Raw genomic sequence first — 26630 nt, 5'->3', positions numbered from 1 at the left:
TGTATGAGCGTCCTCGTAATTCAAAACGACCCGATCGTTCCGGTGGGTCAGTTGTCCGCCTTCCTCGGCGGTCACGAGGTGGTGCGCGCCTGGGAGGACCCGCAGCGCCTCCAGGACCTGGCGGCCGCTCCCCTGCCGGATGCCCTCATCCTCCTGGGTGGCCGCGCCAACGCCTACGACGACGAGGCCTGCCCATGGCTGGAAGCAGAACGCGAACTCCTGCGCCGCTGCGTAGCCGCACAGATTCGGGTGCTCGGCATTTGCCTGGGCGCCCAGCTGATCGCAGCGACCTTCGGCGGGCGCGTGAGCGTCTCCGACCCGGCGGGCCCCGAATACGGTGTTATTCCCCTGGCGTGGGGCACGAACGACCAGGCGGGCGGCGGCGGAGCCGTCCCCCTGCGCATGGCCCTGGCCTCGACCCACACGGTGTTCGCCGACCATGGTGACGCCATCGTGGAACTCCCCCGAGGCGCGCGCGAGTGGGCGCGCTCGGACAAGTACACGCAGATCTTCTCCTACGGCACCGCCCTGGGCGTCCAATTCCACCCGGAGGTCACGCGCGAGACCGCGACCGTGTGGGGCGTGAATAACGAAGACGTCGACACCGAGGACATCGTCGCCGGCTACGACGCGCACGAGGACGAGCTAGCCTCCACCTGCAAGACCCTGGCCGACTGGGTCAGCGGCGTCTTCTAAGGCGCACAAAGAATCGCAGTGCGGGCACCCCCACGCGGTACCCACACTGCGATTGACAATCGGGCCTCGTCGCAGCGAGCGGAGATGAGGTCCGGCTTTTATTTTAGAGGAAAAAGCCCCAGCTACAAGGCTTTTTCAGGAACCAAGACCACCACGTGGAACGACTTGACAACGCGGCCTGCCACGGCCTCGTCCCCGCGTACGACGCACCCCCATCAGGGGGCCGCGACCTGCACGAACGATCCGGTGCCGAACGCCCACACGCGCCGCTCGGCGGCCGAGACGAACACGGCCTGGCCGCGCGCCAGCTCCACGCTGTCCCCGCCCTGCTCCTCGCGCACATGCAGGGTGACCGACCCGGAGGTCGCGATGATGATGCGCGGGCCCTCCCCGGGCACGGCGACCTCGTCCACGCGGGAGGCGTGCTTGCCGGGAGCCAGCATCGTCACCGACAGCTCGAACTCCTGCGCGGGCGCCAGGAAACGGTCCGTTGTCGCCGAGGGATGCTCGGGGGCCACGCGCACGGGCGGCAGCGCCGAAAACTCGGTGATCTCCACGAGCTGAGCGGAATCCACGTACTTGCCGGTGAGGCCCGCGCGCACGACGTTATCGGAGGAGGCCATGACCTCGATGCCCAGGCCCGACTGGTAGGCGTGGATCTGGCGCGGCGGAATGTAGACGGCCTCGCCCGGGCGCAGGGACACCGGGTTCATAAGGAAGGCGACGATGATGCCCGGGTCGCCCGGGTGCTTCTCCCCCAGGACGCTCACGAGCTCGTCGGTGCGCGGCGAGGGGGACGTGCCCGACGCGAGGCGGGAGCGGCACGCGGCCACGAACTCGGCGACGCGCTCGGGGGTCGCAGGTGAGTCCTCGTCGAAGAGCCACGTGGCCAGGGAACGCAGTCCCCCGCGCACGGTCGCGATCTTGAGGCGGTGGCGCAGGCGGTCCGCGAGCTCGCCCTCCAGCCCGACGAGGAGCTGGCGGGCCTTACGCGGCACGCGGAAGCCGACAAGGGCGCTGAACTCGGTGAGCGCATAGATCATCTCAGGCTTGTGGTTCATGTCCCGGTAGACGCGGCGCGTGTCCGTGCGCTCAATCCCCAGGACCTCCTCGCGCAGGTAACCTTCGCGCGCAATCTCCTTCGTCGGATGCACCTGAAGGCTCAGGGTCTGCGCAGGGGCGATGATCTTCGCCAGGTACGGCAGGGTCGGCCCAAACGCGTAGAGCAGGCCTCCGCCGAGCGCGCGCTTAGGGTCCTCGCCGATGTGCTCGGCGAGGGTGTGTCCGTCCGTCAGTAGCGTCGGCCCGTCCGGGTGGGCACCGAACCACACCTCGGACACCGGGTCGTCCCCGGCGGCGGCCCCCAGGAACTCGGGGATCGCGTTCGTGGAGCCCCACGCGTCAGCTTTCGTCCAGCCGATCAGTCTTTCCATAGGTGGCATCCTATCGGTATCGGGCACGCAAAGACGCGGGGGACGAGGCCGTGGCCCCATCCCCAGCGCGCTCGCGTCTGTCAGGCGCCGGGCTGATCAGCGGTTTCGCGCGCCTCGAGGGCGGCGAGGGCACCGCCGCGCGCGTGCAGCTCGGCGTAGGTGCCGCTCTCCACGACGCGGCCCGCGTCCATGACGATGATCTGGTCGGCGTCGCGCACGGCGCTGATGCGGTGCGCGATCTCGACGATGGTACGCCCTTTCGCGACGCGCGCGATGCCCTCGCGCACGCGCGCCTCGGTGGCCGGGTCGACCTGGCTCGTGGCCTCGTCGAAGACGTAGATGGGGGCGTCGCGCAGGAGCGCGCGGGCCAGGGCCAGGCGCTGGCGTTGGCCACCCGAGAGGCGTTCGCCCATGTCGCCAACGACCGTGTCCAGGCCGTCCTTTTCCGTGGCCAGCCAGTCGGTGAGGTCCACGGCCGCGAGCGCGGATTCGAGGTCCTTCTCGGTGGCGTCGGGGGCGGCGAGCAGCAGGTTGGCGCGCAGCGTGTCGTTGAACAGGTAGGGACGCTGGGGCGCGGAGGCGACCGTGGCGCGCAGGTCGTGCAGGGATACCTCGGCCACGTTCGTTGCGCCGATGGTGACGGTGCCCGAGGCCGGGTCCCACGTGCGGGTCAGCAGCGAGGCCAGCGTCGACTTGCCAGAGCCGGAGGCTCCCACGATGGCGGTGCGCTTCCCGGCGGGGATGTGGATGCTGACGCCGTCCAGGACCGTGGGCGCGGGCGCGGGCGCGTCCTCGTCCGTCGGGTAGGAGAATGTCACGTCGGTGATCTCGATGTCGCCGGGCGTCAGGGGCTTGGGGTTGGCCGGGTCGGCGACGACGGGCGAGCGGTCGGTGATCGCGAAGACGCGGGCGGCAGACGCGAAGGCCTGATCCAGGTCCGCGGCGAATTCCTCGACCGCGAGGACCGGCCCGAAGGAGCCCATCGCGATGCCGATGGCCAGGCCCGCCCGCGGCAGGGTCAGGGAACCGTCAAGCACTCCGGATCCCGCGACCATAGCGACCGTGACAATGCCGACGGCGACGGCAGCCTGATTGAGGCCTCGGCGCAGCGCGATCCAGCGACCCTGCACGCCCAGAGCGGAGTCGATACGCTCCTCGATGGCGCTCATCTCGGCCTCGCGACGATCCTGCGCGCCAAAGGCCAAGACCTCGCGCACGCCCTGAACCGAGTCGGTCACGTGGGCGGCGATCGCGCCGCGGGCCTCGCGCAGCTCACGCGCCGCACGCGCGGTCGAGCCCGAGCCCAGGAAGGGGATGATGGCGCCGACGACCAGCAGGAACGGAGCCAGCACGGTCGCGAGCGTCCAGGAGACGGCGGACCCCATCCACACGATCGTCACGATCGGGACGATGATAGCCGTCGTCACAGGCGCCAGCGTGTGCGCGAAAAAGACCTCGACACGGTCGATATCCTTCGTCACGCGGTTCATGATGTCGCCCGAATCCAGGCGATCCGTGCCCGCCGGCGCCTGGGGTTCAAGCTGGTCGTAGAAGTAGTTGCGCAGCATCGCCAGGGAGTGGAAGGCCACGAAGTGCCCGGCGAACTGCTCGAGGTAGCGAGCTGCGCCCTTGAGCAGGCTCAATCCCACAGCAAACGCGATGATGAAGGGGATGGACCAGGCGCTGGTGCCGACGGCCAGGCTCCCCACGGCCCAACCGCCCAGGGCGAACAGAGCAATCCCGGCCATCAGGAAGACGACGCGCGCGGCGATCGATGCGGCCAGAGGGGGCAGGACGCGACGCGTGATGGACAGGAGCCGAACGGACAGGTGCCTGCGGGTCATCGGATCGTTCCTTCCTGGAGCGTCGCGACGCGGTCGGCGTCCTTGATGGTGGCGTCGCGGTGAGAGATCGTCAGGGTCGTGCGCCCGGCGCACACAGTGTCGAGAGAAGCCAGGATCTCGCGTTCGGAGGCCAGGTCCACGTGGGCAGTGGGCTCGTCCAGGATCATGATCGACGCGTTCTTCAAGAAGGCGCGGGCGATCGCGATGCGCTGCGCCTCGCCGCCGGACACGGCCAGGCCGCGAGCGCCCACGCGCGCATCGAGGCCCCCGGGCAGCGCGTCGTAAAACTCGCCGAGGTGGGCGGCGCGCAGGGCCTCAATGAGCTGGTCGTCGGTGGCCGTGGGGGCGGCCAGGAGGAGGTTGTCACGCAGCGTGCCGGAGAAGAGGTAGGTGGTCTGTTCGACGACAGCGCTCTGGGCGCGCACCCACGACAGGGGCGCTGTGGCCAGGTCCACGCCGTTGAGGCTTACCTGTCCGCGCGTGGGTCGCAGAAATCCTTGCAGGAGCGCGGAGATCGTGGACTTACCGGCGCCGGAGGGTCCAGCCAGGGCGACGTGTTCGCCCGGGCTCACCATCAGGTTTGCGCCGCGCAGGACAGGGGTGTCCTTGGTGTAGGAGAAGGACACGCCAGACAGGGCGATCTCGCCGGGGGCGGCCGGGATCGCGGGGACGCTGACGCCCTTGGCGTCCACGACGGGCGGGGTCTGCTCGTTAAACTTCTTGATTTCCTTGTTGGCGGCGATGCCGCCCATGCCGATGTAGAAGAACTGTCCGATCCGGTCCAGGGGGTCCAGCATGATCGAGGAGAGCAGCACGAGGGAGATGGCGCCGCCAGCGCTCAGGGCCCCCTGCTCGTAGCGGATGAGGGCCAGCGTGATCGCGCCGGTGATCATGCCCAGGGAGAAGACAGAGTCGATGACGAGGAGGATCAGCTGGTTGCCCGCCAGGTAGCTCATGACCTTCGAACGCACCTCTTCGGCGGCCTCGGCCAGGCGCTTGCCCATATCCTTGCCCGCGTTCATGAGGGCCAGGTCTCCCAAGCCCTGGATGGCGTCGAGTTCCTTGGCGGAGAGCTGGCGCGAGGCGTGACGGTAGCGCGAGGAGACCGGCTTGAAGGCCTTGCGGAAGCCCATGACGCAGATTGGGACCAACGGGATGGCAATAGCCAGGAAGCCGCCCGAGGCCGGGTCGAGGGTGAGGGCGACGACGATGACGACGAGGATCGGGGTCGTCAGCGACGCAATCATGGGGGCCAGGAAGATGCCCTTGTAGGCGGCCACGCGCTCGACGCCGTCGGTGGCCGAGTTGACGACGCGGCCCGCGCGCTCATTGGTGCGCTGCGAGGGCCCCAGGGCAAAGACCTGGCGGATCATCGAGTGGCGCAGGCTCGGCTCCAGCTGCTTCATAGTAGTCGCACCGAGGGCGCTGACGGCCCACGCGAAGAAGCCGGAGGCGAGGGCGGCGGCGAGCGCGATCCACCAGGTGGACCAGGCCGCCCCTCCGACGACATCGTCGATTCCCCAGCCGATCGCCAGGTAGGCGAGCGCCAGACACAGGGCCGCCGCCCACGAGCAGACGACCACGATCGCGCGTTTCATGGTTCTCCTATCAACGCGACACACACGAGTATGTAGAGAAGGATACCCTTACTTTGGTTCTGACACTACTGTCACGAACGCGACGCCTGACGACAATGAGACGGCTTGACACAGCCACGGCCTCGTGCAATCGACGAGGCCATGGCTAGGGAACGCGATCAGGCTCAGGCCAGGCGGTACGTCCAGCCGTAGGGATCCTCCGCGCGACCCCACTGGATGTCGGTCAGGCGCTTGTGGATCTCGCGGGTCTTGTCCCCCACCGCGATCTCCACGTCGAAGTCGTCGCCAGCCAGGCGCGTGATCGGGGTGACCACGGCGGCCGTGCCGCAGGCGAAGACCTCGGCGACCGCGCCCGAGCGGATGCCCTCCACGACCTCGGGCAGGGCGATCTTCTCCTCGCGCACGTCCACGCCCTGGTCGCGCAGCATGCGCAGGATCGCGCTGCGGGTGCCTCCCTCGAGGATGACGCCGGTGAGCTCGGGGGTTCGGATCCTGCCGTCAGCCATGACGACGAACATGTTCATGCCGCCCAGCTCCTCGAGATACTTGCCCTCGTAGGTGTCCAGGAAGCAGACCTGAGAGAAGCCCTTGGCCTCGGCCTGAATCTGGGGCAGCAGGGAGGCCGCGTAGTTGCCGCCAGCCTTGGCGCTTCCGGTGCCGCCAGGGCCTGCGCGGTGATACTCGCGCTCCACCCAGATGGCCACGCCCGACAGGCCGCCCTTGAAGTAGGGGCCCGACGGCGAGCCGATAACGTAGTAGTCGACGACGCCCGCGGGATGCACGCCCACGAACTCCTCGGACGCAAACATGAAGGGACGCAGGTAGAGGGAGGAGCCATCGACGTCGGGCACCCACTTGACGTCCGCGCGCACGTAATCCACGAGGGAAGCCACGAAGTCCTCGCGGCTCAGCTCGGGCAGCGCCAGACGGCGGGCCGAGTGATTCAGGCGCGCAGCGTTGTAGCCGGGGCGGAAGGTCCACACGGACCCGTCCTCACGCTTGTAGGCCTTGATGCCCTCGAAGACGGACTGGCAGTAGTGGAAGACGGAGGCGCCGGGGGTCAGTTCGAGCGGGCCGTAGGGGATGACGCCGCGCTCATTCCAGCCACCCTCGCGCGTCCAGCGCATGTGGGCCATGTGGTCCGTGAACTTCTTACCGAAGGCCAGGGTCGACATGATCTCGTTGTATTCTTCCGGCGTCGCCGGGTGCAGGTTATGGGTCAGGGGGAAACGCCCCGCCAGCTCGTCGGCGGCGGGAAGGACCAGGTCGCCGGCAGCCTCAAGTTCCGTCGGGGTGTGCTGCGTCGATGCCATGAGGCCTCCTGTCGTGGTTTTTCACAAAGATGAAGCCAGAATATGCCCGCAGTCTGCATCGCGGCCTAACGATTTCGGAATGTGACCCACTCCCCTGCCCGCTGTGGACGTTCTCACCCCACAGGACGACTCACTCGTAGTGGGTCCACATGCGCAGGACGCGGACGGTGCGCTCTTCCTCGAACACCTCATAGACGAGCCTGTGCTGAATATTAATTCTGCGCGAATACATCCCCGCGAGGTCGCCCGCGAGGCGCTCATAGCGTGGAGGCGTCGCGAACGGATCCTCTGTCAGGACCTCGATGAGGCTTCGAGCTTTCGCCTTGAGACCGCTGGCGGAGAGCTTCTTCGCATCCTTCGCGGCCTGCTTGGAGAAGACGACCCGCCACATCGCTACCACTCCACGTCGTCGAGCGCGTCGTCAAGGTCTTCGCGAGCGGCCTCCTTCAGGCTGTCCGCCATTCCGGGAATTCCCTGCAGGTAGAGGGTTTCCTGAATGGCGGACCAGTCGGCCTCGCCAATGAGGACAGCGTTTCCACGACGGCCGGTGATCGTGATGGGTGTCGACTCCTCGTTCACGGTGTCGATGAGCCGGTACAGGTCCGAGCGGGCGGCGGTAGCACTCACAGCAGTCATGATTGTTCCTTTCCACCCCCATCATAACGTACGCTTTCACGCACGCATAGGCCCATACGCACGATCTCTGCCGAAACGATACGATCAACGCATGACGACTCTGCCTGACTCCCTCGCCTGTACCCTGCCCTCCCGCGAGCGCCGCTCCCCCGGCCTGGAGCTTCAGGACGGGCGCTGGATGGTGGCCGCGAAGTCGGGCCTGTACGTGTTCGGCGCCGAGGCCTCGTCCGGTGACGGGGTCCCCTCCCCGGAGCACTTCCCCTGGTACGACGTGGCGCGTGCGCGCTGGGAGGCCGAGGGTTCTCTCTTCGCCCTGGAGTGGGTGGATCCGGCCCACACTCCCCTGGCTGGACGCACCGAGGGCGACCCGTCGGACTTCATGCGACACGCGAGCGAATACGTCAACCGGTCGATCGTGCTGCACTCCCAGGTGGAGGTGGGCAACGGGACGACGGTGACGGCATGGGTGCGCCGCGGACCGGACGGGCTCTTCTCCGTCCTGACGGCCGACGGCGCGCTGGACGAGGCCGGTCAGCGCGAGGCGGTCGCCCTGGAGGCTCGCGTGCGCGACGCGGTCGGTCTGGATTAGTCGACGAGGCCGTGGCACCCGCCCGGGGGCACACCCTCGGGCGCTCCGTCACAGATAACGACGGGACCCATCCACGCCGGATGGGTCCCGTCTGTGTTCCCGGGCGCTCGCCCAGAATCAGTGAACGATGAACACTCGCTCGAAGGGGTCGATGGACAGGCCCTGCTCGAGGATCGTCCGGCTCCACTCGCGCGCACTGAACAGGGAGTGATCGCGGTAGTTGCCGCAGGAGTACACGTCCGTGCCCGGAACGTCCTCCCAGGTCACCTCCTCGGCGATCGCATGCAGCGACGAAGCGATGGCGGCCGTCACCTCACGGACAGAGGGGGTGCCCCACATGATGAGGTGGAAGCCCGTGCGGCAGCCGAAGGGCGAGCAGTCGATGACGCCGTCGATGCGGTCGCGCAGCAGGGATGCGAGGAGGTGCTCGATGGTGTGCAGACCAGAGGTCGGGATCTCGCCACTGTTGGGCTGGACGAAGCGCACGTCGAAATTCGAAATCTGGTCGCCCTTCGGGCCGGACTCCACGTTGATGAGGCGCACGTAGGGCGCCTTCACGGCGGTATGGTCCAGGGTAAAGCTCTCCACTTCTGCCATCTTGTCTTAATCCCTTTCGGTGTAGTTTTGCCTGCGTTGCTCCAGACGCATGAGCGACCGGAAGACCTCAGAATACTGCGGGTCCTCCTCATTCATGCGAGACAGGGCCGCACGTGCTTCACCTAACTGCCTGGTCAGGTCCATGCGCACCATCGCGGCGACGACGCCACGGCAATAGGAACGCACATCCCCCTCGCCCGCGACGGGCAACGGATTGACCGCCAGCTCCGTCACCGACGGAGCAATAAACTCCCCCGCCGCCTCCAAGACAACCTGCACGAAGTGGCGCGACGCCGCCAAGGTCGCGTTCTCTCCCGGTCCGAAGTGGGCCTCGGCCTGACGCATCATCTGCGTGAACGCGTCGAGCCCGCCGGCCGCGCGGATCGCGTCATGGACGGCGCGGTGCGTGGGCACCGTGAAGGACTGGCCGTCCAGCTCCTCAAAGCCGGAGCCGACGACGTAGAGCGGGTGCTGGAGGACGGCCTCGAGGGCCTGACGCTCGACGCGGGTCACCGGATCCTCGGGGCCCCTGCGCGCGGGCGCGGCCACGGGGCGACCCGCACCCGCCATCTCGATCTCACCCGGGCGAGGCCCCGGCGCGATGACCTCGACGCGGCCCGCCGCCCGAATCGCCTGCTCGACCGTCCCCATGTCCATGCCGAGCCACCCAGCAAGTGAACGCGTGTACTCGGCGCGCAGCGCACGGTCCTTGATGTGCGCGACGATGCCGGCGGAGGCACGCAAACCCTGGACGCGCCCCTCGGCGCTGCGCAGATCCATCTGAGACAGGACGGAGCGGATCGCGAACTCGAACAGGGGGATGCGCGAGTTCACCAGATCGACGATCGCCTGGTTACCCTCGGCCAGGCGCAGGTCGCAGGGATCCTGCCCGCCCGGGGCAACCGCCACGAATGTCTGTGCCGCGAAATTCTGGTCTTCCCCGTAGGCGCGCAGCGCTGCCTTCTGCCCGGCGCTGTCCCCATCGAAGGTGAAAATCACCTCGGAGCCGTGCGCGCGCCCGCTCGACAAAACGACGCCGGCCGCCGGGTCCGCGTGGTCGCCCAGCAGGCGCCGGATGATACGCACATGCTCGGAACCGAACGCCGTGCCACACGTCGCCACCGCGTTCGTCACCCCCGCGACGTGTGCTGCCATGACATCCGTGTACCCCTCGACGATGACGACCCGATGGTCCGTCACGATCGACTTTTTCGCCAGATCCAACCCGTACAGCAGCTGCGACTTCTTGTAGATGGGCGTCTCGGGAGTATTCAGGTACTTGGGCGACTCCTTGTCGGCGTCGTCCAGTCGGCGCGCGCCAAACCCCACCGTCGCACCCGTAATATCGCGGATCGGCCACACCAGTCGGCCGCGGAAACGATCGTAGATGCCGCGGCTGCCCTGCGAACCCAGGCCCGCGATCTGGATCTCCTGATCCGTGAAGCCCTTGGAGCGCAGGTGGCGCGTCAGCGAATCCCACGAGGCCGGGGCATAGCCGACCCCGAAATGCTCACACATCGCCTGGTTGAAACCGCGCTCAGCCAGGAACGTGCGCCCCCTGTGAGCCTCCTTGCTGCCCAGCTGCTTGCAGTAGAACTCTTCGGCCACGCGATGAGCGTCCAGGAGCCGCTGGCGCTTGCCCGGCTCCTCGGTACGCACCCGCGTCCCGCCCTCCTCGTAGTGGAGGGTGATCCCCGCCTTCTGCGCGAGCATCTCCACCGCCTCGGTGAAAGGCAGGTGATCGATCTTTTGCACAAAGGAGATGACGTCACCGCTCTCACCGCACCCGAAACAGTGGAACATGCCCAGGTGGGGGCGCACGTTGAAGGAGGGCGTGCGCTCGTCATGGAAGGGACACAGACCTTTCAGGGAACCGATGCCAGCGGGCCGCAGCGCTACGTGCTCGCCGATGATCTCATCGATCTTGATCGCGCTACGTACCGCTTCGATGTCGTCCTTGCGAATCAAACCCGCCATAATCTCAGTCTACCGATGCCCACCCACGTCTGCGTCCGATCACGCTCAGAGCTGCGACGACAGCATGCCACACCAGCGGGCGTGCCACGCCGACGCCGACACGTCCGTGAGCGCCGCGACCTGATCGATGACGGCGCGCAGGCGCACCCCGTCGTCCGATGCTGCCCGCCACTGCGCGGCGAACACCGGCTCCAGAGCGCCCGCCCCGGCCTCGTACAGGGCGTCAACGAGGTCGGCCAAGAGCGTGCGCTGCTGGTAGTACACCGGCTCGCTCTCGCGCGGGCTCATGACGTAGTGGACGGCCATACCCTTGAGGATCTGGATCTCGGCGCGCACCTCGCGAGGCACCACCAGGTCCGCGCGGTAGCGGCCCAGCGGCTCGTCCCCAAAGGTCTCGCGCGTCGCCGCCACCGTCGCCGAGCAGAAGCGCCCGATCAGCTCACTCGTCGCGTCCTTCAGGCGGGCGAGCGAGGCGTAGGAGCCGTCGAAGGAACGCAACCACACGGGCATGGAGACGATGCGCTCGAGGGCATCCTCCAGGTCCGAACGCGCCACCGAGGGGCCGTACCAGTCCAGCGTCGAGGCGACGACCGCCGCGCAGTGCTCGTCGTCGAAAAGATCGGCGGGGTCAAGCTTGCGGGTCGCGACCGCGTCCTCCATGTCGTGCACCGAGTAGGCGATGTCGTCCGACAGATCCATGATCTGGGCCTCCAGGCAGCGCCGCCCCGCAGGCGCGCCCTGGCGCATCCACGCGAACACGGGCGCGTCGTCCGGATAGACGGAAAACTTGCGCGTCGACTTGGCCAGGTCGGGGCCGCCGGACTTGACCCACGGGTACTTACAGATCGCATCCAGCGTCGCGCGCGACAGGTTCAGGCCCGCGGGCACGCCGCCCGCCCCGACCACCTTGGGCTCCAGGCGGGTCACGACGCGCAGGGTCTGAGCGTTGCCCTCGAACCCGCCGATTGAGGCTGCCGCCGCGTCCAGGGCTCGCTCGCCGTTATGCCCGAAGGGGGGATGCCCGAGGTCATGGGACAGGCAGGCGGCATCCACGACATCCGGGTCGGCCCCCAGTTCCTTGCCCAGCTCGCGCCCCACCTGGGCGACCTCCAGGGAGTGAGTCAGCCGCGTGCGCACGAAATCGTCCGAAATCGGGCCCAGGACCTGCGTCTTTTCACCCAGGCGGCGCAGCGCGGACGAATGCAGGATGCGCGCCCGATCGCGCTCGAACTCCGTGCGGGCCGAAGACTTGTGCTCCTCGGGCACCCAGCGCTCAGAATCGGACGAGCTGTAAGGGGATGCCGAGCCGACGCCGTCAACACCGGGAATAGCCACAGAAAACTCATTCACAAACACATGGTACGCGGCCGGGCCCGCCACCGAGCCGGCGCGCGGACCGGGTGTCACAGCGTCGTTGCCGAAAGATGTTGAAAATGACCGATTTATTACTGTGAGATACCCCGTCGGGTCTTTCACCAAATGTACAAACATGATAAATGTCAGGTGTCGCATTCAGCGTCGAATCACATCCACGGAAGGAGTCCCCCGTGTCCAACACGGCACAGGAAATCCTCGATGCGGTCGGTGGTCCCGACAACATCACACACTTCACCCACTGCGCAACGCGCCTGCGCTTCGAACTGCGCGATGCCTCCGTCATCGACAAGGACACGGTCGAGGCCATCGACGGCGTTCTCGGAGCAGTCCCCCAGTCCGGCGACCGCTACCAGATCGTCATCGGCGGCGCCGTTCAGTCCGTCTTCAACGAGATCAATAACCTGCCGTCCATGAAGTCGGGCGCCACGGCCTCGAACGACGACGTCAAGGCCGCCGCCCGCGCGAAGGCGCGCGGCAAGAACGCTCTCGTCGACGCGTTCTTTGAGTACCTGTCTGACTCGTTCCGCCCCCTCCTGCCCGTCCTCCTCGGCGCCTCCCTGATCCTGGCGTTCCTCGCGGTCCTCGAGGCTCGTGGCGTTGTCGATACGCACGCGGAGACGATCCCCGCGTGGCTGGGCTACGTGAACTCCATGTGGCGCGCTGTCTTCTACTTCCTGCCCGCCATGGTCGCCTACAACGCGTCCAAGAAGCTGGACATCGACCCGTGGGTCGGCACCGCCGTCATCCTGTCGCTGCTCACCCCCAACTTCATAGGCCTGAGCAACGCTTCCTCGTTCGCTGAGACGACCTGTGAGCAGACTGCCCTGGGCACCGAGCAGTGCGTTACCCAGATCGCCTCACTTGAACCCCTGCTGTCCGCCTTCCCCATACTGAACAAAATCGACTTCTGGCTCCCCCTCATTGGACGGGTTACCTTCCCCCACAGCATCTCGCTCCAGCTGGCCGACTACGGCGGCCAGGTCTTCGTGCCCCTGCTGATGGTGCCGCTCTTGGCTCTGGTCTACAAGGGCCTGAAGCGGATTATTCCCGCGAACGTCCAGATGGTGTTCGTCCCCTTCATCTCCTTCATCATCATCATGCCACTGACGGCCTTCCTGATCGGCCCCCTGTCGATCTGGATCGGCAACGGCCTGGGTGGCGGCCTGGCATGGCTCAACGGCCACGCCCCCATCCTCTTCGCGATCATCATCCCGATCATCTACCCCTTCCTGGTGCCCCTCGGCCTGCACTGGCCCCTCAACGCCCTGCAGCTGGCCAACATCGCTTCGACGGGTTCGGACTTCATTCAAGGTCCCATGGGCGCGTGGAACTTCGCCTGCTTCGGCGCAACGGCCGGCGTGCTCTTCCTGTCGATCCGCGACCGCGACACCGATATGCGTCAGACCGCGTCCGGCGCTCTGGCGGCCGGCCTCTTCGGTGGTATTTCGGAGCCGTCCCTGTACGGCATCCACCTGCGTTTCAAGCGCATCTACCCGCTGATGCTCACCGGCTGTGTCGTCGGCGGCCTGGTCATCGGTATCGGTAACGGCGTCACGACGAACACCTTCGTGTTCACCTCACTGCTGACGATCCCCGTCTTCACCCCCACGGCCGTCTACGGCCTGGGTATTGCCGCCGCGTTCATCACCGCATTCCTGATGGTCGTGCTGTTCGACTACCGCACGAAGGAGCAGAAGGCGCAGGCGCGCGCGAAGAAGGAGGCCGCGAAGGTCGGCGTCTCCGCCACCCCCGCTCCCGATGCCTCGGCTCCCGCCGCCGCTCCCGCAGCTGAGGCCGCCCCGGCTCCCGCGTTCAGCGACGAGGCGAAGGCCGACCTGACGCTGTCGGCCCCCATGGAGGGCGAGCTGATCGCGCTCTCGGACGTGGCGGACGAGGCCTTCTCCGCCGGTGCCCTCGGCCCCGGCATCGCCGTGTCCCCCGCCCCTGGCGCGGTCGTCGTCGCCCCGTGCGACGGCAAGGTCTCCGTGGCCTTCCCCACCGGCCACGCCTACGGCATCAAGTCCGCCTCCGGCGTGCAGGTGCTCATCCACATCGGCATGGACACCGTGAAGCTGGAGGGTAAGGGCTTCACCCCCCACGTCGCCAAGGGTGACGTCGTGCACCGCGGCGATGTCCTGGCCGAGGTCGATTGGGACGTCATCCGCGAGGCCGGCTACGACACCATCACCCCGATGGTCGTGACGAACAAGAAGAAGTTCGGCGCGATTACCCCCGCCGCCCCAGGCCCGGTCACCATCGGCCAGACCGTTGTGACGGTGGCTCCCAAGGAGGCGTGAGCGTCCCGGCGTTTCGCTGACGCTGTGGGGGTGGGCTGCAAGGCCCGCCCCCACACGTGTATCTGCCGGGTGTTCAACCGACGCGGACGCTCAGCGCGCGTGTATAGAACATGCCGTCTCGCTGGAGAGCCCGGGGCGCGGCCCCACATGGTTCCCCAACAATGTCGCATGCAATTTCCCTGTCAACCTTTCACATATTGAAATACGGTCGTTGCAATTCCAACGTTTGTAGACTCCCCAAAAAATTCGGGCAACCGAATTGCATGCGACTTTTGGGGGAAGCCTCCCGAGGTGCGTGCCAGAGGTCCGCATCCCGGCTCCGCACCCCGGCCTCGAGCGACGCCCCGGCACAGGACGAGAAACTCTAGACCTCGGAGCCCTCAACGATGTCGAGGACCGCGCGCACCTGCTCGACGGTGAACTGACCGGGGGCGCTCCCCTCGGCGCCGGGCAGAGTTGCGAAGGTCGCTGCGGAACCAAGCGCAGAGCCGACCAGGCGCGTAGGCGCGCCGTTGGGCCCCATCGAGATGCCGATGACGGGACGGTCGTAGGCCTCGTGCGCCCATGCCTGCGCGCCGAGCACGCGGGCCGCGTCCGTGGCGCTGTGGGCCATGCAGGCGAACTTGAGGACGTCGGCGCCCGCATAGTTCATGCCGGCCAGTACCTCGGCGAGCTGATCGTCACCGGGGGTGGCCTCGAAGTCGTGGAAGGAGGCGACGACGATGGCGCCGGCCGCGTGCGCCCGCTCGATCAGAGCGTGGGCTCCGTCGCGCGAGATCTCGACGTCGACGCCGCCGACCAGGGGCGCGAGGTCGGCCACGAGGGCGCAGTACTCCTCGTCGTCCAGGAAGGCCTCCCCGCCCTCGACGGAGGTGCGGATGGTGGCCAGGACGGGCAGCGGCGAGGCATCCGCGACGTAGCGGGCCATGCGCACCAGGTCGTCGGCGACCTCGCTGGCGGCGACGAAGTGCGATCCCACCAGGGAGGCCAGGTAGGTGTCGGCTCGCCATTCGACGATGTCGGCGCAGCAGGAGGCCAGGGCGCCGACCTGCTCGCTCAGGGAGTGCGCATCCCCGCAGACGGGGACGATCACCTGGGTTCGCGCGCCGAGCGTCGCTTTCTTGGCGGCTCGCCCGATGGTGACGAGGCTAGGGGCAGGGTCGGGGTCGGGCGTCGATGGGTGCGACATGATTCCTTCGCTTTAGTAGCCGATTTCAGCCAGGTGCAGGCGCGAACGCTCCGCATCTGTCAGGTAGGGGTGGTCCAGCCAGCCGTCGGGCAGGTGGGGGGTCTTTTCACCACCGGCGCGCCCGCGTGGCCCGCGCGCGGCGGATGGGAACGCTTGGTCGAGGTCGAGGTCGGCGAGGCGCTCGTGGAGCTCCTGGAGGGTGGAGACCATGGACAGGGCGTGGCGCTGGGGGCCGCCTACGGCGAATCCGCGCAGGTACCATCCGATGTGTTTGCGCATCTCGCGCAGCGCGCGCCCCTCGTCGCCCTGGTCGACGACGCACCAGGCGGCGTGGCGTTCGATGACGGAGACGACCTCGGCCAGGCTGGGGCCCGGCGGGATCGTCCCACCGTGATAGGCGGCGACGATGTCGCGGAAGATCCAGGGGCGCCCCTGGGCTCCGCGCCCGACGCTGATGCCGTCGCATCCGGTGCGCTCGAGCATGGCCAGGGCGTCGGCGGCCTCGAAGACGTCGCCGTTGCCGAAGACGGGGATGTCGAGCAGGTCCTTGAGGCGTGCGATTTCGTCCCAGTGGGCGCGTCCCGCATAGTGCTGGTTCTGGGTGCGCGCGTGCAGGGTGAGGGCGGCGGCGCCAAGCTTCTGCGCGCTCAGTGCGGCGTCGGTCGCGGTCTCGTGCTCGGAGTCGATGCCGATGCGGATCTTGACGGTCACTGGGATCTCGCGCCCCGCACGCTCCCCGGCCTCATGTGAGGCGCGCACGACGGCACCCACGAGGTCGGTGAACAGGTCGCGCTTCCAGGGCAGGGCCGCTCCCCCGCCCTTCTTCGTCACTTTGGGGACGGGGCAGCCGAAGTTCAAGTCGATGTGGTCGGTGAGGTCGCGCTCGAAGAGCATCGTTGCGGCCTTCGCCATGACGGCGGGGTCAACGCCGTAGAGCTGCAGGGAGCGCACGCGCTCGGCGGGGTCGGGGCGCACCATGTCCCAGGTGCGTTCGTTGTTTTCAACGAGGGCGCGGCTGGTCACCATCTCGGTGACGTACAGGCCGGCGGGCGCGTCCACGCGCGGGATGGCGACGTGGCGCGGCTCGTTGGCCCTCTCGCCGGCGTTGTCCGGGGACGAGGCCGTGGCCCCCTCCCCCGACTCGGCCACCCAGGAGGGGATGCCGGTGGGTCGCAGGTGGTCGGGCAGGCCCGACTCGCCCATGATGCGGCACAGGCGTCGGAAGGGCACGTCCGTCACCCCGGCCATGGGGGCCAGGACGACGGGTGTCCACAGGCGCAGCGGCCCCACGCGAAGAGGGGCCGCTGCGGACGAGGAGGCTGTCTGCAAGTCAGCAGCCCAGGCGTTCGATCAGGTACGACTTGACCTTATCGAGCGGGATGCGCACCTGCTCCATCGTGTCACGCTCGCGGATGGTGACGGCGTGGTCCTCGATCGAGTCGAAGTCGTAGGTGATGCAGAAGGGCGTGCCGATCTCGTCCTGGCGACGGTAGCGCCGTCCCACGGCGCCGGCGTCGTCGTAGTCGACGTTCCAGATACCGCGCAGCTCGTCGGCCAGCTCCTGGGCGGGGCCGGTCAGTTCGGGCTTGCGGGACAGGGGCAGGACGGCGGCCTTGACGGGGGCCAGGCGCGGGTCCAGCTTGAGCACGACGCGCTTGTCGACGCCGCCCTTGGCGTTGGGGGCCTCGTCCTCGTGGTAGGCCTCAATGAGGAAGGCCATGAGGGAACGGGTCAGGCCTGCAGAGGGCTCGATGACGTAGGGGGTCCAGCGTTCCTTGGTGTTCGGGTCGAAGTAGTCGAGCTTCGCGCCGGAGGCCTGCGAGTGGACGGTCAGGTCGTAGTCGGTGCGGTTGGCGATGCCTTCGAGCTCACCCCACTCGCTGCCCTGGAAGCCGAAGCGGTATTCCAGGTCGACGGTGCGCTTGGAGTAGTGCGAGAGCTTCTCCTTGGGGTGCTCGTACTCGCGCAGGTTCTCCGGGTCGATGCCGAGGTCCACGTACCAGGCCTTGCGGTAGTCGATCCAGTACTGGTGCCATTCCTCATCGGTGCCGGGCTTGCAGAAGAACTCGAGTTCCATCTGCTCGAACTCGCGGGTACGGAAGATGAAGTTGCCGGGCGTGATCTCGTTGCGGAAGGACTTGCCGATCTGGCCGATGCCGAACGGCGGCTTCTTGCGCGCGGCGTTCATGACGTTCGCGTAGTTGACGAAGATGCCCTGGGCGGTCTCGGGGCGCAGGTAGTGCAGGCCGGCCTCGTCGTCGACGGGGCCAAGGTAGGTCTTGAGCAGGCCGGAGAAGGCGCGGGGCTCGGTCCACTGGCCGCGCACACCACAGTTGGGGCAGGCGATGTCGGCGTTGCTCAGGGAGGACTCTTCGACGCCCTTCTTTTCGGCGAGCTCTTCGATGAGCTGATCCTGGCGGGCGCGCTTGTGGCAGTTGAGGCACTCGATGAGCGGGTCGGTGAAGGCCTTGAGGTGGCCGGAGGCGACCCACACTTCGCGCGGGAGGATGACGGAGGAGTCCAAGCCGACGACGTCGGCGCGGCGGCGGACCATGGCGTTCCACCAGGCGCGCTTGATGTTTTCCTTCAGTTCCACGCCGAGCGGGCCGTAGTCCCACGCAGAGCGGGTGCCACCGTAGATGTCACCGCAGGGGAAGACGAAGCCGCGGCGCTTGGCCAGGCTGATCACGTTGTCGAGGCGGGAGGGTCCCTTAGCCACTTGTCACTCCTTGAGTATTTGGGGCACGACTGGCTGTCGTGTCGCCATCGATACTAGCCGATAACTACTGTTTCGGGCGCCTCCGGGCCCCTCCGCGCTCATGGATCCCACCACAGGTGCGCGCCGGGAGTTCTGGCGGGGCCCTGCGGCGCTCTTCGCCCGGCGCGCTCGCGGATAGGTTGTGAGCATCCGGATAGGTTATGCAGATCCGGATAGGTTATTAACCTATCCAGATGTCAATAACCTATCCACATCGTCGTAACCTATCCGGATCAGGAGGGGCAGGCTCCGCTACGGCGAGTGCGAGCACGCCAACTTCGAACCTATCCACATGCGCGCATGCCAGCACCAACAGAGCTGACAGCGCCGACAGCCACCACCCACGCTCACCAAGCACAGCACCCCAAAAGTCGCAGGCAATTCCCCTTTACCTATTTCATGCGATGAAATAATATCGTTGAAATTCCGCCATTTTCAGCATACGATTGAACATTCCATCATCGAATTGCATGCGAAATTGCAGGGCGCGCACAGAACTACGGTGCCGCACTCAGCAACAAGTAGCGCCTGAGCATCCCCCCACAGCAACTCGCAGCGCCTGGACACTCACATGGCGCCACCACAACACGCCCGAATGCATAAAACAGCCCCGGCCTCGTCGCTCCAACGGGAGGGAACGAGGCCGGGGCCGGGTCTGGGGTCACGCGCCCAAAGCCCAACTGACGTTCAGTTGAGGCCGCGGATCCTGCCCGTGAGGGTCAGGCGCCAGTTCGCGATCACGACGACGAGGGGAATGATTCCCAACAGCCAGAGGGACGGGGGCATGGGACCGGTGACTCCGGCCTTGTGAATGAGGGTCAGCGGCAGCCAGGCAGCCGGGACGGCGACGGTAAGGGCGCCCACGAACGACGCGATGGCGACTCTCCATCCCCCACCACGACGCCGGAACACGTTCGCGCCGAGGCGACCTGCGGCGTCACAGGTGATCCAAAAGACCACGACGAGCAACCAGGTGTCGACGCCGGGGGTGTAGACCGTTTTCGGCATGAAAAACAGGTACGGCCGGACCAGGATGAGCACCCACCAGATGATGCTGCCCATGGCAATGCACACGACGGAGGTGACGTAGCTCGCGAGCGCCAGGGTGCGGCGCGGTGCTCCGCTCAGCGACCCTGCGCGCATGTACGAGATCGTCTGGTTGACCCCTGCAACGACGAGGACGATCCCCACAACTAAAGCTGCGTTAAAGGCTGCCAGACTGACGGACTCCGGGCCCCTATCGCTGCTTGCACCGAAGACGATGGCGAAGAGTGCGTTGAGTGCATACTGCGCGGCGATGCCGCCGAGGCAGGAAAGGACTGCAGGCCAGATACTGACCATGCCGAGGCGCCAGGCGCTGGGGGTGCGGGAGACGGTGGTTGCGGTGCTCATTGGTCGTTCTCCTGGATGAGGTAGGCGAAGGCGTCCTGGAAGGAACAGGGCGAAGAGGTCAGGGAGTGGGTTGCTAGCTCAGTTTCTCCGACGGCGCTAGCGCGCAGGTCCACGACGATTTCTCGCGTGGGGCCGAGTTCGCGGCTCGCGATGAGGGCGAGGTCCGGGTGGGCGGCGAGGAAGCGCTCAACATCGGAGGCGTGGCCGGTCAGTGCACAGACTCTGCAGGTGAAGTCGTCGACGCTCTCGTGAGCGAGAAGCTCACTCTTTTTCAAGACGACGACGTCTTCGGCGACCTTTTCGAGTTCGGACACCATGTGCGAGGAGATGATGAATCGGCGCGGTGCTCGCTGTCCTTCCATGACCTCTCCCGCCAGGGCGAGGATCTCCTCGTAGAGCGCATAGCGCGTGGGCACGTCCAGGGGCGCCTGGATCTCATCGAGGAGGGTGAGGGGCGCGCCCGACGCCAGGGCGATCGAGCCGGAGAAAATGGCTGCCTGCCCGCCGGAGAGCTTGCGCACAAACTTGCGGTTGACTGTCAGGTCGAAGCGCTGGGTGTAGTGGGCGAAAAGCTGCTCGTCCCAGGTGGGTCGCAGACGCGCATAGGTGACGAGGGACTGGCTGGACAGGTTATCGAAGTCGCGGGCGGAGGAAGCGATGATCGAGCCGGTGAGCAGGTCGTCACCGCTGGCCTGGCTACCGTCGATGGCAATGCTCCCCGAGGTGGGGACCATCAGGCCACCAAGGATCTGCATGAGGGTCGTCTTGCCCGAACCGTTGGGGCCGACGAGGGCTGTGACGGTGGCATCCTCGAGAGTGAGGGACACATCGCGCAGCGCCGCCTCACTCTCTCCCGGATACGTGTGACTGATGGAGTTGAGGGTGATCATGAGTTGTCCTTGGCGGTTGTGTCGGCGCCGTAGGCGCGGACGTGGTCGATGATGGCGTCGATGTCGAGGCCCAGGGCCAGGCCCGCTTCGACGGCGGGGTTCAGGGTCTCCTCCACGTAGGATGCGAGTCCGTCGGCCACGAGCGTGTGCTGTGCGCCTTCGGCGACGAACATGCCGATGCCGCGCCTCTTCTCAACCAGGCCCTCATCGACGAGGATGGCGAAGGCCTTGCCGACGGTGGCCGGGTTGATGCGATAGGTCGCGGAGTACTCCGTGGTGGAGGTGAGCTGGTCCCCGGCGCGCAGCGCGCCGCGCAGGATCTGCGCGCGGATGTCGTCGGCGATCTGCACGTAGATCGGGATCCCCGAGACGAACGTGGGTGCCATTCGTAACCCTCCCTTCAAGTTCTGCGGTTCATTACATGACTAATGAACCATAGAACCAGGTAACCCGTCAAGCTCCCACAATGAATGAGTCCCAGATCATATCTACAACAACAAATCCACTCCCCCTACCCAAATCTCGCACGTAATTCCCCCCGGTCAGGTTTTAACACCGCCCACAAACGTTGCAATTCCAACGACCACATTTTAATGTTTGAAAGGTTTACATGGGAATTACGTGCGACATTGTTGGGGAACCAAGCCTGCAAGGCCCGCAACGCCCGCGCCCGCGATGCCGACGCCCGAGATGCCCGCAAGGCCCCCGCCCGCGCCCGCGCCCGAGATGCCCGCAAGGCCCGCGCTCTCGATGCCGGATCCACACCCGCACGTCAACTGGCCGCCCCACGCACACTACCCGCTCCACACAGAAAGAGCCCCGGCCTCGTCCCACGGGGATAGGGGACGAGGCCGGGGCCAACTCAGCAGGAGGGCGCGGGCTTACTCCTTGACGCCGCCGGCGGTCAGGCCGGAGACGATGTACTTCTGCAGGTACTGGAAGAGCAGGATGACAGGGATGGCCGCGAGGACGGCGCCCGCCGCGAAGATGCCCCACGGGGCGGTACGTTCGTCGGCAGCCCACATGTACATGCCGACCGCCAGCGTGAACTGACTCTGATCCTGCAGGACGACCTTCGCGATCACGAAGTCACCGAGCGAGGAGATGAAGCTCAGCAGGCCAACGACCGCCAGAACCGGGCGAACCAGCGGCATGATGATCGTCCAGAAGGTCTGGGCGTGCGTCGCACCGTCGATCATGGCTGCCTCGTCCAGCGAACGCGGAATCGAGTTGAAGAAGCCGTAGAGCAGGAAGGTGTTCGAGCCGAGCGCGCCACCGAGGTAGACGCAGATCAGGCCGAGCTTGGAGTTCAGGCCCATGACCGGGAAGATGTCCTGGATGCCCAGGAGGAGGAGGTACAGGGCCACGAAGGCCAGCATCTGCGGGAACATCTGAACGAGCAGCAGGCCGGTCAGGGTGCCGCGGCGCCCCTTGAACCGGAAGCGGCTAAACGCGTAGGCCGCTGCTGCGCCCATGAGGACGGTACCAACCGCGGTCACGGTGGACACGATGAGCGAGTTGACGACCCACGACCAGTAGGCGGCATACTTGCCCGAGCCCAGCGCCATGAAGTTCTCGAGGGACACGTTCGAGAAGAGGCTGTTCGAGCCGGTCAGCGTCGCGCCGGGGTTCAGGGACACCGACAGGACGTAGAGCAGCGGGACCAGGCAGTAGATGATCATCAGGATGGCGACGATGTGGCGCCAGCCGACCTCTTTCCACCAGCGGCCACCCTTGAGGGTGGATTGGCGATTCTTCTTCACTGTTGCAGCACTCATCACAGCTCCTCAAGGGTCTTCGTCTGGCGGAAACCGAGCCACGCGATCACGCCCACGACGATGAAGATAACGATGGACATGGCCGAGGCCAGGCCGTAGTTCGGGGAACCCGACTCGATCGCGATCTTGTAGACCATCGAGATCAGGATGTCAGTCTGGCCGACATCCATGCCCGGGTAGTTCGGGCCACCGCCGGTCAACATGTAGATGAGCGAGAAGTTGTTGAAGTTGAACGCGAAGGAGGCGATCAGCAGCGGCACGGTGGACTGCAGCACGAGGGGCAGCTTGATGGACCACACGGTGCGCAGGCCGGAGGCGCCGTCGATCTTCGCGGCTTCTTCGACGTCGCCCGGCAGGGACTGCAGGGCGCCCAGGCAGACGAGGAACATGTAGGGGAAGCCCAGCCACAGGTTCACGCCCAGGATCGAGAACTTCGCCAGCGTTCCGTCCGTCAGCCACGGAATGTGCGCGCCGCCGAGGACCACGTCGTTGATGAAGCCGAAGTCCTTGTTGAGCATGCCCTTCCACACCAGGGTGGCCAGGAACGCCGGGAAGGCGTAGGGCAGGATCATGAGGGACTGGTAGATCTTGCGCCCCTTGATGCGCTTGTCCGCGAAGACGAGGCCGAGGATCAGGCCGAGCGCGAAGGTCGACAGGACCGAGGCCGCGGCGAAGATGAAGGACCACAGCAGGGCCTTCAGGAAGGGGCCGGCCAGGTCGCCGCGGGCGAACATGTTCATGTAGTTGTCGAAGCCGACGAAGACGCGCCAGCCTGGATCGAGCTGGGTGCCGTCGGGGGCGACGAACGCGCCGACCTTGCCGTCGGCCGTGTAGACGACGCCGGTCGTCGTGTCGGTCAGCGTGTCGGCCGCCTGATCGTAGCTGTAGCGGGACTTGGCCAGGTAGGCGGTCGAGCCGTCCTCGCTCTTGTAGTGACCATCGTTGGGGTCTGCCGAGGCCGGGACACTAAGTGCGAAGACCTCGGTCTGGCGCTGCAGGACTTCGTTGAGCTTGAGGACGGTGTAGCCGTCGACGGCGGTGATCATGCCGGCGGAGACGGTGCCGTTGACCTCGTGAAGGGGCGTCTCGGAGTTACCAACCTTGACGGCGCCGGTCGAGCTGTCAGCGATTGCCAGGCCCAGACCCGAGCTGTCCTCAACGATGGCGGCGGGAAGGTTTTCGGCGCCGGGGGCGCGCTGTTCGGCGGCCTTCAAGATCGAGGCGACGGCGTCTTCCTTGGTCGAGTTGTGGCCCTGACCGTAGTTCGTGAAGGACACGTAACCCGTGTACCCCATGACGAACACCTGGTAGATCAGCAGGAAGACCATGCCGGGGACCAGGTACTTCGCGGGGATCATCCGCTTGGAGAAGTACACCCAGTTCACGACAGCAAGCAGGACGGCCAGGACGGCGAGCACCGTCCACGACTTCACCAGGTACGCGGTGAACATGCCGTACAGCCCCAGGGCGTCGATCAGCATCATCAGGATCAGCTTGACGAAGAAACCAGGCCTGGTCACTTCGCTCGCGTGCGAGGCCTTGGGCCCCGTCTTCTTCTTTTCTGTAGCCTTCGCTGGCTCAGACATCGTGTCCTCCACACGTGCGCGTTCGCGCGTCTTTGCGACGTACCCCGCCGGACGGCGGGGAAAGAAGTGGGCACCGAGGGTGCCTGTTGGCCGCTGGGCGGCCGCGGTGTTCAACGTCGCCCCACCCCCGCCCGCCGAGTGGGTGCGGGCGGGGGTGGGGCGTTGTCACGCCTGATGGCAAGCCTTCGTGGTGGCCGCTAGCGGCCACCACGATCGCTCACTTGGAGGCGATGGCGTTGTTGATGTTGTTGATCATCGTAGCCCAACCCTCGGCGGGCGTCTCGGTGCCGGTCACGATGTTGGCCTCGGTCTGGCCCCAGTAGTTCCAGACGGAGCCCATGGCGGGGATCGCGGGAGCGAGCGCGCCGGCCTCGGCGACCTTCGAGAAGTCCTTGATGTCCTGGTCATCCGACTTGGCGGCGACCGACGGCATCGCGGAGGCGCGACCACCGAGCTTCTGCATCTGTTCCTGGGCCTCGGGGGTGGCCAGGTAGTTGAAGAACTGCTTGGCGGCGACCGGGTTGGCGGACTTGGCGCTCTGGTAGAACATCTGGACGCCAACGAAGGGCTGAGCGGCCTGCGACCCGGCGGCGGGGACGGACAGGACGGAGACGTCCATCTTGGCGTCACGGAACGCGGCGACGTTCCAGGGGCCGGTCACCGTGTAGGCGGCCTTGCCGTCGAGGAAGGCCTGCTTGGCGATGTCGCCGGTGATCGAGGGGGAGATGATGCCCGCGTCACCCTGTGCCTTGAGCCAGTTGGCGAAGTCGGTGCCGCCGGAGCCGCCCATGGCCAGCTCGGAGGTGTACTCACCGTCGGCGTTGGTATTGAACACGGGGGCACCGAAGGAAGTCTGGAAGCCGTAGAAGTGGTACGGGTCACCCTTGTCGCCCATCTGGATGATGAAGGGGTACTCAACGCCCGCCTTCTTGCCGGAGGCGATCATGTCGTCGAAGGTGGTCGGGGTGTCCTGGGTGAGCGCATTGTTACGCACCAGGGCGACGGACTCGACGGCGTAGGGGACGCCGTAGGTCTGGCCGTTGTAGGTGACGGCCTTGACGGCCACGTCGGAGAACTGATCCTTGGCCTGACCCAGGTCGACGGGGGCGACGACGCCGTTAGAGACGAGGGCGCCGAGCTTGTCGTGGGCCATGACGATCAGGTCGGGGCCGTTGCCGGTGGGGACCTGGGTGGTGAACTCGGTGTCCATGTCGCTCTCGGACTTCTGGACGACGTTGACGGCGACGCCGGTCGACGCCGTGAAGTCCTCGGCGAAGGACTGCACCTGCGAGAAGCGGGTGTCGTCAGCCCAGATGGTGAGGGTCGCGAGGGTCTCGTTGGAATTCTCGGACGAGTTCGTCGTGGGGGTGGTGTTGCTATTGCAGGCGGCCAGGGCGGTAGCCGCCGCGAAAACGCCGAGTGCTGCGATGCCACGTCGCATTATTTCTCCTGTGTTGGTCGGGCTGGTCGCCTCCGTCAGCGACCTGCTAGTGCCACTGTAGTACCTCCGTTTTTGTTTCTGCAATAATTTTCCGAATTGTGAGCTTCCTGTTACATTTGTACCGAAGCGTCGAGCGGACACACCCAAAGGAGAGTTGAGTCGATGACGAAAAACCGCATTAGCATGGCTGATATTGCTGCGCACGCCGGCGTCTCGACAGCCACCGTCTCTCGCGTCTTCAACGGCGTCGGACAGGTCTCCGACGAGACGCGCCGCAAGGTCCTGACGGCTATTGACGAGCTGGGTTACGACCGCCCGACCCCCGAGCGCACCCCCGACACCCCGGCGATCGGCGTCATCGTCCCCGAGCTCACCAATCCGATCTTCGCGACCTTCGCCCATCACCTCCAGGAGGAGGTCGCGCGGGCTGGGGGTATCGCGATGATCCGTTCTCAAACGCCGGGCGCCACCTCCGAGTTCGATCACCTCTCCTCGCTCTTGGAGCATCGCGTCAAAGGCTTGATCTTCGTCTCGGGCAGGCACGCGGACCTACTGGCGGACCTCGGCCCCTATCACGAGGTCGTGGCTGATTCGATCCCGCTCGTGACCATCAACGGGGCGCGAGCGGAGATTCCGGCCCCCGATTTTTCGACGGGTGACGCTCTGGGCATTCGCGCGGCCGTTACGCATCTGCATGAGCTCGGTCATTCGCGCATCGCGCTGTTGACGGGGCGCACACACGTTGTCCCGGCGCTGCGCAAGGCAGAGGCCTTCACCCAGGTCATGGAGGAACTGGTCGGCGACCGCTCCCCCATCATCGAGGAGACCTTCTATACGTACGAGGCCGCGGCGGCTCACACGAACGGCCTGATCGAGCGCGGCGTGACGGCGATCGTGACGGGCTCCGACTTGCAGGCGCTCGGCGCGATCCACACGATCACCTCACTGGGCCTGGCCGTCCCGGAGGACATCTCGGTCATCGGATTCGATGATTCTTTCCTCATGTCACACCTGAGCCCGGGGCTGACGACGGTCCACCAGCCTGTGCCCGCGATCGTCGCGGCGGCGGTGCGCAGTCTATTCGAGGCCTTGGCCACACCCGACTACACTCCTGAGCACGCCGATTACGTCTTTTCGCCCGATTTGGTCGTGCGGGCGACGACTGCGCGCGCGAAGTAACGCCCCTGCCTGACGGGGTCCGCACCCTGGGAATGATTTGACAATGATTCTCAGAGCCCC

General features: G+C 66.3%; 22 protein-coding genes. 4 read left to right on the top strand and 18 right to left on the bottom strand.

The genetic code is table 11. The annotated features are described in order from the left end of the window. Positions 1-3 precede the first annotated feature (3 nt). Positions 4-696: a type 1 glutamine amidotransferase gene (locus QU663_RS03715; RefSeq protein WP_021612068.1), complete on the top strand. Its 693-nt coding sequence runs from the start codon at positions 4-6 to the stop codon at positions 694-696. Between the two features lie 215 nt (positions 697-911). On the opposite strand, the gene manA is transcribed toward QU663_RS03715, so the two are convergent. From manA to QU663_RS03685, 6 genes are all read right to left on the bottom strand, one after another. Continuing rightward, positions 912-2129, bottom strand: coding sequence for a mannose-6-phosphate isomerase, class I (gene manA / locus QU663_RS03710; RefSeq protein ID WP_304990684.1), 1218 nt, complete (start codon positions 2127-2129; stop codon positions 912-914). An 80-nt stretch (positions 2130-2209) separates the two neighbouring features. Further along, the gene (gene cydC, locus QU663_RS03705) at positions 2210-3973 is read right to left on the bottom strand and encodes a thiol reductant ABC exporter subunit CydC (RefSeq protein ID WP_021612070.1); all 1764 of its coding nucleotides are present in this window, start codon (positions 3971-3973) and stop codon (positions 2210-2212) included. After that, complete coding sequence (locus tag QU663_RS03700; RefSeq protein WP_021612071.1) at positions 3970-5571, bottom strand: ABC transporter ATP-binding protein/permease; 1602 nt, start codon at positions 5569-5571, stop codon at positions 3970-3972. The genes cydC and QU663_RS03700 overlap by 4 nt, the downstream gene beginning before the upstream one ends. A 164-nt stretch (positions 5572-5735) precedes the next feature. Then, positions 5736-6884 (bottom strand): branched-chain amino acid aminotransferase, encoded by a 1149-nt coding sequence (locus tag QU663_RS03695; RefSeq protein WP_021612072.1) that lies wholly within the window; start codon positions 6882-6884, stop codon positions 5736-5738. Positions 6885-7014: 130 nt separating this feature from the next. Beyond that, positions 7015-7275: a Txe/YoeB family addiction module toxin gene (locus QU663_RS03690; protein WP_021612073.1), complete on the bottom strand. Its 261-nt coding sequence runs from the start codon at positions 7273-7275 to the stop codon at positions 7015-7017. Between the two features lie 2 nt (positions 7276-7277). Next, complete coding sequence (locus QU663_RS03685) at positions 7278-7520, bottom strand: type II toxin-antitoxin system Phd/YefM family antitoxin (protein ID WP_016461269.1); 243 nt, start codon at positions 7518-7520, stop codon at positions 7278-7280. A gap of 91 nt (positions 7521-7611) precedes the next feature. Here QU663_RS03685 and QU663_RS03680 point away from each other — a divergent pair, with 91 nt between their 5' ends. Next, positions 7612-8109 carry a hypothetical protein gene (locus QU663_RS03680; protein WP_021612074.1) on the top strand — a complete coding sequence of 166 codons (498 nt, stop codon included), beginning with the start codon at positions 7612-7614 and terminating at the stop codon, positions 8107-8109. Between the two features lie 117 nt (positions 8110-8226). On the opposite strand, the gene QU663_RS03675 is transcribed toward QU663_RS03680, so the two are convergent. The 3 genes from QU663_RS03675 to QU663_RS03665 are packed head-to-tail and all read right to left on the bottom strand — an operon-like array spanning position 8227 to position 12033. Further along, positions 8227-8706, bottom strand: coding sequence for an S-ribosylhomocysteine lyase (locus tag QU663_RS03675; RefSeq protein ID WP_009057133.1), 480 nt, complete (start codon positions 8704-8706; stop codon positions 8227-8229). 6 nt (positions 8707-8712) lie between these two features. Continuing rightward, on the bottom strand, positions 8713-10683 hold the full coding sequence (dnaG, locus tag QU663_RS03670) for a DNA primase (RefSeq protein ID WP_021612075.1): 1971 nt from the start codon (positions 10681-10683) through the stop codon (positions 8713-8715). Between the two features lie 45 nt (positions 10684-10728). Then, positions 10729-12033, bottom strand: a complete 1305-nt coding sequence (locus QU663_RS03665; protein ID WP_034481532.1) for a deoxyguanosinetriphosphate triphosphohydrolase — start codon at positions 12031-12033, stop codon at positions 10729-10731. 197 nt (positions 12034-12230) lie between these two features. On the opposite strand from QU663_RS03665, the gene QU663_RS03660 reads away from it, so the two are divergent. Then, positions 12231-14357: a glucose PTS transporter subunit IIA gene (locus QU663_RS03660; RefSeq protein WP_021612077.1), complete on the top strand. Its 2127-nt coding sequence runs from the start codon at positions 12231-12233 to the stop codon at positions 14355-14357. A 364-nt stretch (positions 14358-14721) separates the two neighbouring features. On the opposite strand, the gene aroD is transcribed toward QU663_RS03660, so the two are convergent. The 9 genes from aroD to QU663_RS03615 all read right to left on the bottom strand — a co-directional run bounded on the left by aroD (position 14722) and on the right by QU663_RS03615 (position 25391). Next, positions 14722-15546, bottom strand: a complete 825-nt coding sequence (gene aroD / locus QU663_RS03655) for a type I 3-dehydroquinate dehydratase (RefSeq protein WP_021612079.1) — start codon at positions 15544-15546, stop codon at positions 14722-14724. A gap of 12 nt (positions 15547-15558) precedes the next feature. Further along, entirely contained in the window at positions 15559-16836 is a 1278-nt protein-coding gene (gene dusB / locus QU663_RS03650; RefSeq protein WP_034481535.1) for a tRNA dihydrouridine synthase DusB, read from the bottom strand. A gap of 40 nt (positions 16837-16876) precedes the next feature. Next, positions 16877-18265 (bottom strand): glycine--tRNA ligase, encoded by a 1389-nt coding sequence (locus QU663_RS03645; RefSeq protein WP_021612081.1) that lies wholly within the window; start codon positions 18263-18265, stop codon positions 16877-16879. A 726-nt stretch (positions 18266-18991) separates the two neighbouring features. Beyond that, entirely contained in the window at positions 18992-19696 is a 705-nt protein-coding gene (locus QU663_RS03640) for a hypothetical protein (RefSeq protein WP_021612083.1), read from the bottom strand. Next, a complete protein-coding gene (locus QU663_RS03635) occupies positions 19693-20586 on the bottom strand; it encodes an ABC transporter ATP-binding protein (RefSeq protein ID WP_021612084.1) in 894 nt (297 codons plus the stop codon). Before QU663_RS03635 ends, QU663_RS03640 begins: the two co-directional genes overlap by 4 nt. Further along, the gene (locus QU663_RS03630) at positions 20583-20972 is read right to left on the bottom strand and encodes a GntR family transcriptional regulator (RefSeq protein ID WP_009057142.1); all 390 of its coding nucleotides are present in this window, start codon (positions 20970-20972) and stop codon (positions 20583-20585) included. Before QU663_RS03630 ends, QU663_RS03635 begins: the two co-directional genes overlap by 4 nt. A gap of 495 nt (positions 20973-21467) precedes the next feature. After that, complete coding sequence (locus QU663_RS03625) at positions 21468-22364, bottom strand: sugar ABC transporter permease (protein ID WP_021612086.1); 897 nt, start codon at positions 22362-22364, stop codon at positions 21468-21470. After that, positions 22364-23950 (bottom strand): ABC transporter permease subunit, encoded by a 1587-nt coding sequence (locus QU663_RS03620; protein WP_034481513.1) that lies wholly within the window; start codon positions 23948-23950, stop codon positions 22364-22366. Before QU663_RS03620 ends, QU663_RS03625 begins: the two co-directional genes overlap by 1 nt. 217 nt (positions 23951-24167) lie before the next feature. Then, positions 24168-25391, bottom strand: coding sequence for an extracellular solute-binding protein (locus QU663_RS03615; protein ID WP_021612089.1), 1224 nt, complete (start codon positions 25389-25391; stop codon positions 24168-24170). Positions 25392-25553: 162 nt separating this feature from the next. On the opposite strand from QU663_RS03615, the gene QU663_RS03610 reads away from it, so the two are divergent. Next, positions 25554-26570, top strand: coding sequence for a LacI family DNA-binding transcriptional regulator (locus QU663_RS03610; protein WP_021612090.1), 1017 nt, complete (start codon positions 25554-25556; stop codon positions 26568-26570). The last annotated feature ends 60 nt before the right edge of the window (positions 26571-26630 follow it).

The sequence above is a fragment of the Schaalia sp. HMT-172 genome (assembly GCF_030644365.1).
Taxonomy (GTDB): Bacteria; Actinomycetota; Actinomycetes; order Actinomycetales; family Actinomycetaceae; genus Pauljensenia.
This window is presented reverse-complemented; position numbering and strand designations above follow the sequence as displayed.